Below are 10,484 nucleotides of genomic sequence, written 5' to 3'. Positions count from 1 at the left end.
AAGGGGCAAAACTATCAAAGACTACAAGCTCACAAACACACTGTTGAGTTCTCAAACAACACGATGTTGTCGTTCAGTTGGTCTAGCCGGAGCGCAAGCCTTCCTAACTCAAATCTTCCGATCCGAAGTTAGGGAGCAGAACTCCAGCCGGGGAAGCATCCCCTGCCTGGTAACCCTTGCCTCAGAGCCTTTTCGGTTCTTTCGGCCCGGTCTCCCTGGCGACGAAGAAAAGATTACATGCCCTTGATCGACCCCTGAACAGGGGGGTCCCTCAACAGCGAAACCGCAGCTCAGGCGCCCCACAGCCCGGTCAGGCACTCGCCTCCCGCGTGAGGGCGGCGTCGCCCTTCTCGATCCGGTCGTAGTTGTCGATCTTGTAGTCGAGAACCTCGAGGCACGCCTGAAGCTCGGCGATCCGCTCCGCGACGGCACCGCGCTGCTCGACCAGGATGGCCTTGCGCCTGCCCGCGCTCGCCAGCCCGCGCCTGCGCAGCTTCGCGTACTCGCGCATCCGGCGGATCGGCATGCCCGTGGTGCGCAGCCTGGTGAGGAACGTCAGCCAGGCGAGGTCCTCGTCCGAGTAGGCGCGCCTGCCCGCCGCGTCCCTCGCGGGCGGTTCGAGGAGGTCGATGCGCTCGTAGTACCGAAGAGTGTCGATCGACAACCCGCTACGTCGCGCGGCTTCCGCTATCGAGTAGCTCATACCAGCGACGGTACGACCTGGAGCGCGCTCCAGGTCAACTCGGGAACGCGGCGTTCACCCGTTTCGTAACAGCGTCCCGATAGGGTGCTCGCCATGCCACGCCCGAAGACGCACGACGAGGCATTGCGGGTCCGCCTGCTCGACCGTGCGAGCGAGCTGCTCGCCGCGGAGGGGGCCAGGGCACTGAGCCTGCGCAGGCTCGCGGCGGACGTGCAGACGTCGACGACGGCCGTCTACTCCCTCTTCGGCAGCAAGCCCGGCCTGGTCAACGCCCTCTACTCGGAGGGGTTCCAGCGGTTCGACGAGCGGCTGCGGTCGGTGCCGCGCTCCGGCGACGCGGTGGAGGACGTCGTGCGGCTCGGCCTGGCCTACCGCGACAGCGCGCTGGCCCACCGGCGCCTCTACGCGGTCATGTTCACCAGCGCGGTGCCCGGCTTCGAGCCCGACGAGCAGGCGAGCAAGCTCGCGATGAGCGCGTTGCAGCCGCTGTGGGACGTCGTCGCCCACGGGATCGCCGCCGGTGCGTTCGCCGACGTGCCCACCGAGGTGATCGCCGTGAGCTGCTGGGCCTGCGCCCACGGGCTCGTCTCGCTCGAACTGAACGAGACGCTCCCCCGCGAGATCGACTTCTGTCGCGCCTACGAGCGCTCCATCAGGGCCAACGCCAACGGCTGGCGTCGCTAGACGGCGCCGTACTGGCGATCACCGGCGTCGCCGAGGCCGGGGACGATGAAACCCGAGTCGTTGAGCCGCTCGTCGACGCTCGCCGTCACCACCCGCACCGGCAGGCCGGAGTCCTCCAGGTGCTTGAGGCCCTCGGGGGCGGCCAACGCGCACACCGCGGTGACGTCGGCGGCGCCGCGTCCGGTGAGCAGGCGGATCGTGTACTCCATCGAGCCCCCCGTCGCCAGCATCGGGTCGAGCACGAACACCGGCCGGTCGGCCAGCGACTCCGGCAGCGACACCATGTAAGGCGTCGGCTGCAGGGTCTCCTCGTCGCGGGCGAGCCCGACGAAGCCCATCTGCGCGTCCGGGATCAGCTTGTGCGCCTGGTCGGCCATGCCGAGCCCCGCCCTCAGCACCGGTACCAGCAGAGGCGGGTTCGCCAGCCGGTAGGCGTCGGTGCGCGCGACCGGCGTGTGGATACGCTCGGTGACCAGCGGAGCCTCGCGCGTGGCCTCGTAGACCAGCATCACGGTGAGCTCGTGCAGCGCCGCTCGGAACGCCGCGCTGTCGGTACGGGCGTCGCGCATGGTGGACAGGCGTGCCCGCGCCAGCGGGTGTTCGACGACGAGGACATCCATGGTCGACACCCTAATCAGTCCCGGCGCTCCCGTAGCCGATGACGACCCGGAACTCAAGTCCGCTCGCTAGGGTGTACCCGTGACTGAACAGCCTGGGGCTCGCGATCCGAAACAGCTGCGCGCGTCGGACGCCGACCGGGAGCGGGTGGCGCAGCTGCTGCACACCGCGATGGGCGAGGGCCGGATCACGATGGCCGAGCTCGAGGAACGGCTCGGCGCGGTGTACGCGGCCAAGACGCTCGGCGATCTCGAACCCGTGGTCGAGGACCTGCCCGGCGTGGTGGCGATCCCGCAGGCCGCCGCGCACCTGCCCGCCGTCTCACAGGCCCGCCTCCCCGAGACGCGGATCGGTGGCAAAGCGGGCTCGACCACGTCGATCGCGATCATGTCCGGGGTCAGCCGCAAGGGCAACTGGGTGGTGCCGCCGCAGCACAACAGCTTCGCGTTCTGGGGCGGCACCGAAATCGACCTGCGCAAGGCCCGCTTCGCCGAGCGGCACTCGACGATCACCGCCGTGGCGATCATGGGGGCCGTGGAGATCACGGTGCCCGACGACATCCACGTCGAGGTCACCGGCTTCGGCCTCATGGGCGCCTTCGAGAGCACCGACAAGAAGGGCGCGGCACCAGAGGACTCCGTACCACCCGACGCGCCGACGGTGAAGATCAACGGCCTCGCCTTCTGGGGCGCCGTCGAAGTGCGCCGGGTCCCCCGCGATCCGAAGCGCAAGCAGGTCGAGCGGTAAGAACGCCACCCGCGCACGGGCGTCCGGCTACGCTCGTGCGCATGGCAACACCCACCTTGCCGGCCGAGCTCTCCGACGCCACGAGCGACGAGCGGAGCCTGCGCCGGTTCCTCCACGGCCTGCCCGGTGTCGACCAGGTCGGCGTCGAACAGCGGGCCGCGAGCCTCGGCACGCGCAGCATCAAGAAGGGTGCCAAGCTCCAGGCGATCGACACGGCCATCTCGATGGTCGACCTGACGACGCTCGAGGGCGCGGACACGCACGGGAAGGTGCGCGCGCTGGCCGCCAAGGCCCGCCGCCCCGACCCCGAGCGGCCGGACACCCCGCGGGTCGCGGCCGTGTGCGTGTACCCCGACCTCGTCGCCACCGCGGTCGAGTCGCTGGCCGGCACGGACATCGGCGTCGCGAGCGTGGCGACGGCGTTCCCCTCGGGCCGGTCCAGCCGGGAGGTCAAGCTCGCCGACGTCGCGCTGGCCGTGCGCTCCGGCGCCACCGAGGTCGACATGGTGATCGACCGGGGTGCGTTCCTGGAGGGCCGCTACGGGCGGGTGTTCGACGAGATCCAGGCCGTCAAGGCCGCGTGCGGTGACGCCCACCTCAAGGTCATCCTCGAGACCGGCGAGCTCGCCACCTACGACAACGTGCGGCGGGCGTCGTGGCTCGCGCTGCTCGCGGGCGGTGACTTCATCAAGACGTCCACCGGCAAGGTCTCCCCCGCCGCGACGTTGCCGGTGACGCACGTGATGCTGCAGGCGGTGCGCGACTGGTACACCGCGACCGGGGAGCTGCGTGGCGTGAAGCCGGCAGGCGGCATCCGGACCACCAAGGACGCGATCCGTTACCTCGTCGCGGTGCACGAGGTGGCCGGGCCCGACTGGCTCACGCCATCGCTGTTCCGGTTCGGCGCGTCCAGCCTGCTCAACGACCTGCTGCTGCAGCGCCGCACCCAGCTGGACGGCCACTACAGCGGCCCCGACTACGTGACGGTGGACTGACATGAGCACGTGGGAGTACGCCCCCGCGCCCGAGTCGCGCGAGATCGCCAACCTCAAGCCCAGCTACCGGCCGTTCATCGGCGGCGAGTTCGTCGACGGCTCCGGAGAGCCGCTCAAGAGCGTCAACCCGGCCACCGAGGAGGTGCTGGCCGAGGTCGGCACCGCTTCGGCGTCCGACGTGGACGCCGCGGTGAAGGCCGCGCGCAAGGCCTATGACAAGACGTGGCGCAGGATGCCGGGAACCGAACGCGCCAAGTACCTCTTCCGCATCGCCAGGCTGATCCAGGAGCGCTCGCGCGAGCTCGCGGTGCTGGAGACTCTCGACAACGGCAAGCCCATCAAGGAGTCCCGCGACGCCGACGTGCCCACCGCGGCCGCGCACTTCTTCTACCACGCGGGGTGGGCCGACAAGCTCGAGTACGCGGGCTTCGGGCCGGATCCGCAGCCGCTGGGCGTCGCAGGCCAGATCATCCCGTGGAACTTCCCGCTGCTCATGCTCGCGTGGAAGATCGCCCCGGCGCTGGCGACCGGCAACACGGTCGTGCTCAAGCCGGCGGAGACCACGCCGCTGACCGCGCTGGTGTTCGCCGAGATCTGCCAGCAGGCCGACCTTCCGCCGGGCGTGGTGAACATCGTGCCGGGCGCGGGCGACATCGGCGCCGAGCTCGTGAACCACGCCGGGATCGACAAGATCGCGTTCACCGGGTCGACCGACGTCGGCAAGCTCATCCAGCGGTCGGTGGCGGGCACGCCCAAGCGGCTCACCCTGGAGCTCGGGGGCAAGGCGGCCAACGTCGTGTTCGACGACGCCCCGCTCGACCAGGCCGTCGAGGGCATCGTCAACGGCATCTTCTACAACCAGGGACACGTGTGCTGCGCAGGTTCTCGGCTGCTCGCCCAGGAGTCCGTCGTGGACGAGCTGCTGGAGAAGCTTCGGTACCGCGTCTCGACATTGCGCCTCGGCGATCCGCTGGACAAGAACACCGACATCGGGGCGATCAACTCCGCCGAGCAGCTCACGAAGATCCGCGAGCTGACCGAGTCGGGCGTCGCCGAGGGCGCCGAGCGGTGGACGAGCCCGTGCCCGCTGCCCGAGCGGGGTTTCTTCTTCGCGCCAACGGTGTTCTCGAACGTCGAGCAGTCGATGCGCATCGCGCGCGAGGAGATCTTCGGCCCGGTGCTGTCGGTGCTGACGTTCCGCACGCCCGCCGAGGCCGTCGCCAAGGCCAACAACACGCCGTACGGGCTGTCGGCCGGGATCTGGACCGAGAAGGGGTCGCGGATCCTGTGGATGGCGAACCGGCTGCGCGCGGGCGTGGTGTGGGCCAACACGTTCAACCGGTTCGATCCCACCGCCCCGTTCGGCGGGTACCAGGAGTCGGGCTTCGGGCGCGAGGGCGGCCGGACCGGGCTGGAGGGCTATCTCGATGTCTGACAACAGGATTTCTGTCGCCAAGACGTACAAGCTCTACGTCGACGGCAAGTTCCCGCGCTCGGAGTCGGGGCGCACGTACCCCGTGACCGACTCGAAGGGCACGTTCCTCGCCAACGCCGCGCACGCCTCCCGCAAGGACGTGCGCGACGCCGTGGTCGCCGCGCGCAAGGCGTTCGGCGGCTGGTCCGGCGCGACCGCCTACAACCGCGGCCAGGTGCTGTACCGGGTCGCGGAGATGATGGAGGGACGGCGCGAGCAGTTCGTGGCCGAGGTCGCCGCGTCCGAGGGGCTCCCCTCGCGCAAGGCGCAGTCCGTTGTGGACGCAGCCGTGGACCGGTGGGTGTGGTACGCGGGCTGGACGGACAAGATCGCGACCGTGCTCGGGGCGGCCAACCCCGTTGCGGGGCCGTACTTCTCGTTCACGGTGCCGGAGCCGACCGGCGTGGTCGGCGTGCTGGCGCCGCAGGAGTCGTCGCTGCTCGGGCTGGTGAGCGTGGTGGCTCCCGTGCTGGCGACCGGGTGCACGGCGGTGGTGGTGAGCAGCGCGGAGCGGCCGCTGCCCGCGATCACGCTGTCGGAGGTGCTCGCGACGTCCGACGTGCCAGCGGGCGTCGTGAACGTGCTGACCGGGCGCGCCGGCGAGCTGGGTCCGTGGCTGGCGTCGCACGGAGACGTCAACGCCATCGACCCGACCGGCGCGGGGCCCGTTGGGCGCGTGGAGATCGCCCGCGAAGCGGCGGGCACCGTCAAGCGCGTGCTGGCCGTTCCCGAGGACGAGCCCGACTGGACCCAGCGCCCCGACATCGCCCGCCTGCGGCGTTACCTGGAACCGAAGACGGTCTGGCACCCGATGGGCGTCTGACCCGCACGCGAGTCCCCCGCTCCCGCACGCGAGTCCCCCGCTCCCGCACGCGAGTCCCCCGCTCCCGCACGCGAGTTCCCCGTTGCCGCGCGCGAGTTCCCCGTTGCCGCGCGCGAGTTCCCTGCTCCCGCACGCGAGTCCCCCGCTCCCGCGCGCGAGTTCCCCGTTGCGAGGCCCGAGGCGTCAGCCCGCCGCCGAGCCCCAGCGGGCAACTCCCCGACCGGAGCGGGGGACTCGCCGACCCGAGCGGGCAACTCGCCGACCCGAGCGGGCAACTCGCCGACCCGAGCGGGCAACTCGCCGACCCGAGCGGGCAACTCGCCGACCGGAGCGGGCAACTCGCCGACCGGAGCGGGGGACTCGCCGACCGGAGCGGGGGACTCGCCGACCGGAGCGGGGGACTCGCGGGCGCTAGAGCTGGTTGACGTTCGTGATGCGGAGTACGGCGGTGCCGGTCTTGTCGGAGGCGGCGAGGTCCACTTCGGCGCTGATGCCCCAGTCGCGGTCGCCCGACGGGTCGTCGAGGATCTGCCGCACGCGCCACACGTCCGGCTCCTTCTCGATCATGAACAGCGCCGGGCCGCGCGCGTCGGGGCCGGTGCCGATCTCTCCGTACTCCTCGAAGTAGTCGGCGAGGGCGTCCTCCCACGCGTCGGCGTCCCAGCCGGAACCCGCGTCGAGGGAGCCCAGCGTCTCGTAGTCCCGCCTGGCGGCGAGCTCGACCCTGCGGAACAGCTCGTTGCGCACGAGCACGCGAAACGCCCGCTCGTTGCGCGTGACCGGCGGCGGGCCCTCGGGCACCCCATGCGGGCGCTCGCCGACCTCCTCCGGATGCCGCAGCGCCTCCCACTCGTCGAGCAGGCTCGAGTCGACCTGGCGCACCAGCTCGCCCAGCCACTCGATGAGGTCCTGCAGCGGCTCGGTCTTGGCGTCGTCCGGCACGGTCCTGCGCAGCGCGTCGTAGGCGTCGGCGAGGTAGCGCAGCAGCACGCCCTCCGACCGGGCGAGGCCGTAGAACCCGATGTACTCCACGAAGTTCATCGCGCGCTCGTACATGTCGCGCACGACCGACTTCGGCTCCAGCTCGTAGTCGGCGACCCACGGATGCCCCTGCCGGTACCGCGAGTACGCCGCTCGCAACAGCTCCTCCAGCGGCCGCGGGTAGGTGACGTCCTCCAGGAGCTCCATCCGCTCGTCGTACTCGATGCCCTCGGCCTTCATGGCGGCGATGGCCTCGTTGCGGGCCTTGAACTGCTGCTGGGACAGCACCTGCTTCGGGTTGTCCACCGTGGACTCCACGATGGACACCACGTCGAGCGCGTAGACCGGCGAATCGGGGTCCAGCAGCTCGATCGCGGCGAGCGCGAGCGGCGACAACGGCTGGTTGAGCGCGAAGTCGAACTGCAGGTCGACGGTCAGGCGCACGATCCGGCCCTGCTCGTCGGGCTCGTCGAGCTGCTCCACGACGCCCGCCGCGAGCAGGGCCTTGTAGATCGCGATCGCGCGCAGGATGTGCTTGCGCTGCGCGGGCCGGTCCTCGTGGTTGTCCTCCAGCAGGTGCCGCATGTGCTCGAAGGCGTTCCCGGGCCGCGAGATCACGTTGAGCAGCATCGAGTGGCTGACGGCGAAGCTCGACGTAAGCGGTTCCGGCTCGGCGGCGACGAGCCGCTCGAAGGTGCTCTCGGTCCAGTTGACGAAGCCCTCGGGCGCCTTCTTGCGCACGATCTTGCGCTTCTTCTTGGGGTCGTCGCCCGCCTTCTCCAGCGCCTTGGCGTTCTCGATGACGTGGTCGGGCGCCTGCACGACCACGTAGCCGTCGGTGTCGTAGCCTGCCCGGCCCGCACGGCCGGCGATCTGATGGAACTCCCTGGCCTTGAGGTGCCGCTGGCGCACGCCGTCGAACTTCGTCAGCGCGGAGAGCACCACCGTCCGGATCGGCACGTTGATGCCCACGCCGAGCGTGTCGGTGCCGCAGATGAGCTTGAGCAGCCCGGCCTGCGCGAGCTGCTCGACCAGGCGCCGGTACTTCGGCAGCATCCCGGCGTGGTGCACGCCGATGCCGTGGCGAACCAGCCGCGACAGCGTCTTGCCGAAGCCCGCCGAGAACCGGAAGTCGCCGATCGCCTCCGCGATGGCGTCCTTCTCCGCGCGCGTGGTGACGTTGATGCTCATCAAGGCCTGCGCGCGCTCGACGGCGGCGGCCTGCGAGAAGTGCACGACGTACACCGGCGCCTGCCCGGAGTGCAGCAGCTCGGACACCGTCTCGTGCATGGGCGTAAGCGCGTAACGGAACGTCAGCGGTACCGGACGCTGCGCCGACGTCACCACTGCCGTCGAGCGGCCGGTGCGCCGGGTCAGGTCCTTCTCGAAGAACGTGACGTCGCCGAGCGTGGCCGACATGAGCACGAACTGTGCCTTCGGCAGCTCCAGCAGCGGCACCTGCCACGCCCAGCCCCGGTCGGGCTCGGAGTAGTAGTGGAACTCGTCGGCCACGACCTGCCCGACTGTGTCCTCGCCGGCCTCGGCGCCGAGCCGCAACGCGATGTTCGCCAGGATTTCCGCCGTGCAACAGATGATGGGCGCGTCGGGGTTCACGTTGGAGTCGCCGGTCATCATGCCGACGTTGTCCGCGCCGAAGATGTCGATGAGCGAGAAGAACTTCTCCGAGACCAGCGCCTTGATGGGGGCCGTGTAGAAGCTGCGCTTGCCCTGCGCGAGCGCCGTGAAGTGCGCACCCACCGCCACCAGGCTCTTTCCCGATCCCGTCGGCGTGGACAGGATCACGTTGGCCCCCGAGACCACCTCGATCAGCGCTTCCTCTTGTGCCGGGTACAGCTCGAGGCCACGCTGGGAGGTCCAGGTGGAGAACGCGTCGAAGAGGGCGTCGGGGTCCGAGCCGCCGGGCAGCTGGTCAGTGAGGAAGTCAGTCATCGTGGTTTCAGATCGTGCCTGGTGACCCACCGCAGGTGCCAGCGGGTATCACGCTCCTGACGAGCGTACCCGGGCAGTGCGGTAAGACGGTGTCACCGGATGCGAGGGGTGATCGCGGAGCGCGGCGGGAACCCGTAGGCTTCGCGTATCGCGTTCGGTTCGGCACTGCATCGGGTCGGCACGCGCACAGGTGGTTTCCGGAGGGCGGAATGGCACAGGACATCATCCCGATCGAGCTCGGGCTGCCACAAGGCGATCTGGTGACCCTGTGGGCACCACGATGGCGAGAGGACGGCGAGGAGTGGGAGGCGTTCCTCGGTGACGAGGACGATCTCTACGCGTTCCCCGACGCGGCACACCTGGCCGCGTTCGTCCGCACCGCCGAGCAGCACGACCTCATCGACCACCCGGCGTGGGACGCCGTGCCCGAGCTGAACGTCCCCGAGCTGATCCCCGACGACGACCACTCCTACGACCTGGTCGGCGTTCCGGAGATGGTCGCGGAGGAACCCGACTCCTGGACCCTTTCCGAACTGGCCGAGATCGTCGGCATCGTGCGCTCGCTCGCCGACGTGTGCGAGCTGGACGAGGTGCACGAGATCCTCGACGGCTGCGAGGGCTTCTCGTTGCTGGACCAGGGGCAGCTGCCGTTCACCGGCCGCGAGGGCGCCCGGCTCTGGAACGACCTTTCCGAGACGGTCTCTGAGAAGTGGGACCTCATCCTCGACACGATCGACGACCTGGTCACCGTGCCGGCGGTCGACGCCGCGACGCTGGAGCAGACGGCCGAGGAGCTGGCGGCCTTCCACGAGGAGTCGGCCGAGTCCGAGGCCGGTGTGGACACCGAGGACGACGACCTGGACACGGTGGACTCCGAGTCCGACGCCGATGCGGCGGACGACGACGAGGACGAGGAGCCGGTCGGCTTCTGGGGCGAGGTCGGCATTGACCCGATCAAGATCGTGCTGTCGGAGAGGGAGTACTTCACGCTCCGCTGCTACCTCGACGACGAGCCGATCTTCCTGGGCTCGGACGGCCGGATCGAGGTGTTCGGCTCGGAGAAGGCGCTCGCGCGCAAGCTCGCCGACGGTGCGGAGCTCGCCGACACCGACCTCGCCGAGGTGTCCACTTGGGACGACGTGCTGACCAAGGCGACGGCGGGCGAGCTGGAGATCGAGGTCGACCCCGACAACACCTACGTGCTCACCGGGCTGGACGCCGACATCGCCGAGGGGCTCGACGCGATCGACCCGACGCAGCTGGAGCTGGCGGTGGAGCTGCTCACCGACGCGGCCGACTGGGCGGACGACGACAGTGTGACCACGGCGCTGGCCAGCTCGGAGAGCCTTGGCTGGCTGGTGTCGTTCGTGCTGCGGCCGGACCCGACGCGCCTCGCGCCGAGCCCGCCGTTCGACGCCGAGCAGAAGGCGTGGCGGGGCCTCGTCGAGTCCTTCGAGGACCGCCTGCGCCTGAACTGAGCCTGAGCATTCCGGCCCCCAAGGCCACCTT

The 10,484-nt window shown here is 70.0% G+C and carries 9 protein-coding genes; 6 read left to right on the top strand and 3 right to left on the bottom strand.

Going from position 1 to position 10,484, the window contains the following annotated elements; genetic code table 11:
* Nucleotides 1–310: 310 nt before the first annotated feature.
* Nucleotides 311–703 carry a MerR family transcriptional regulator gene (locus tag FCN18_RS36885; protein WP_112277079.1) on the bottom strand — a complete coding sequence of 131 codons (393 nt, stop codon included), beginning with the start codon at nt 701–703 and terminating at the stop codon, nt 311–313.
* Between the two features lie 93 nt (nt 704–796).
* Between FCN18_RS36885 and FCN18_RS36880 the strand changes: the two genes are divergently transcribed.
* Complete coding sequence (locus tag FCN18_RS36880; RefSeq protein WP_137097336.1) at nt 797–1,387, top strand: TetR/AcrR family transcriptional regulator; 591 nt, start codon at nt 797–799, stop codon at nt 1,385–1,387.
* Here the strand turns inward: FCN18_RS36880 and upp are convergent.
* Complete coding sequence (gene upp / locus FCN18_RS36875; RefSeq protein WP_112277075.1) at nt 1,384–2,007, bottom strand: uracil phosphoribosyltransferase; 624 nt, start codon at nt 2,005–2,007, stop codon at nt 1,384–1,386. The genes FCN18_RS36880 and upp overlap by 4 nt on opposite strands.
* A gap of 79 nt (nt 2,008–2,086) precedes the next feature.
* Between upp and FCN18_RS36870 the strand changes: the two genes are divergently transcribed.
* The 4 genes from FCN18_RS36870 to FCN18_RS36855 are packed head-to-tail and all read left to right on the top strand — an operon-like array spanning nt 2,087 to nt 6,044.
* Complete coding sequence (locus FCN18_RS36870; RefSeq protein WP_137097335.1) at nt 2,087–2,752, top strand: DUF1707 SHOCT-like domain-containing protein; 666 nt, start codon at nt 2,087–2,089, stop codon at nt 2,750–2,752.
* Nucleotides 2,753–2,793: 41 nt separating this feature from the next.
* Nucleotides 2,794–3,747: a deoxyribose-phosphate aldolase gene (deoC, locus tag FCN18_RS36865; RefSeq protein ID WP_112277072.1), complete on the top strand. Its 954-nt coding sequence runs from the start codon at nt 2,794–2,796 to the stop codon at nt 3,745–3,747.
* Nucleotide 3,748: 1 nt separating this feature from the next.
* A complete protein-coding gene (locus FCN18_RS36860) occupies nt 3,749–5,182 on the top strand; it encodes an aldehyde dehydrogenase family protein (protein ID WP_137097334.1) in 1,434 nt (477 codons plus the stop codon).
* Nucleotides 5,175–6,044: an aldehyde dehydrogenase family protein gene (locus FCN18_RS36855; RefSeq protein WP_112277068.1), complete on the top strand. Its 870-nt coding sequence runs from the start codon at nt 5,175–5,177 to the stop codon at nt 6,042–6,044. Before FCN18_RS36860 ends, FCN18_RS36855 begins: the two co-directional genes overlap by 8 nt.
* A 411-nt stretch (nt 6,045–6,455) precedes the next feature.
* On the opposite strand, the gene FCN18_RS36845 is transcribed toward FCN18_RS36855, so the two are convergent.
* Complete coding sequence (locus FCN18_RS36845; protein WP_137097333.1) at nt 6,456–8,975, bottom strand: DEAD/DEAH box helicase; 2,520 nt, start codon at nt 8,973–8,975, stop codon at nt 6,456–6,458.
* Between the two features lie 209 nt (nt 8,976–9,184).
* Here FCN18_RS36845 and FCN18_RS36840 point away from each other — a divergent pair, with 209 nt between their 5' ends.
* A complete protein-coding gene (locus FCN18_RS36840) occupies nt 9,185–10,453 on the top strand; it encodes a primosomal protein (RefSeq protein ID WP_112277064.1) in 1,269 nt (422 codons plus the stop codon).
* Nucleotides 10,454–10,484 lie beyond the last annotated feature (31 nt).

The sequence above is a fragment of the Prauserella endophytica genome (genome assembly GCF_005146945.1).
In the GTDB taxonomy this organism is placed as follows: domain Bacteria; phylum Actinomycetota; class Actinomycetes; order Mycobacteriales; family Pseudonocardiaceae; genus Prauserella_A; species Prauserella_A endophytica.
This window is presented reverse-complemented; position numbering and strand designations above follow the sequence as displayed.

Bases quoted from the DNA above. Each gene is read 5' to 3' on its own strand.
- FCN18_RS36885 (WP_112277079.1), bottom strand. From the start codon at position 703: ATGAGCTACTCGATAGCGGAAGCCGCGCGACGTAGCGGGTTGTCGATC.
- FCN18_RS36880 (WP_137097336.1), top strand. From the start codon at position 797: ATGCCACGCCCGAAGACGCACGACGAGGCATTGCGGGTCCGCCTGCTC.
- upp (WP_112277075.1), bottom strand. From the start codon at position 2,007: ATGGATGTCCTCGTCGTCGAACACCCGCTGGCGCGGGCACGCCTGTCC.
- deoC (WP_112277072.1), top strand. From the start codon at position 2,794: ATGGCAACACCCACCTTGCCGGCCGAGCTCTCCGACGCCACGAGCGAC.
- FCN18_RS36860 (WP_137097334.1), top strand. From the start codon at position 3,749: ATGAGCACGTGGGAGTACGCCCCCGCGCCCGAGTCGCGCGAGATCGCC.
- FCN18_RS36855 (WP_112277068.1), top strand. From the start codon at position 5,175: ATGTCTGACAACAGGATTTCTGTCGCCAAGACGTACAAGCTCTACGTC.
- FCN18_RS36845 (WP_137097333.1), bottom strand. From the start codon at position 8,975: ATGACTGACTTCCTCACTGACCAGCTGCCCGGCGGCTCGGACCCCGAC.
- FCN18_RS36840 (WP_112277064.1), top strand. From the start codon at position 9,185: ATGGCACAGGACATCATCCCGATCGAGCTCGGGCTGCCACAAGGCGAT.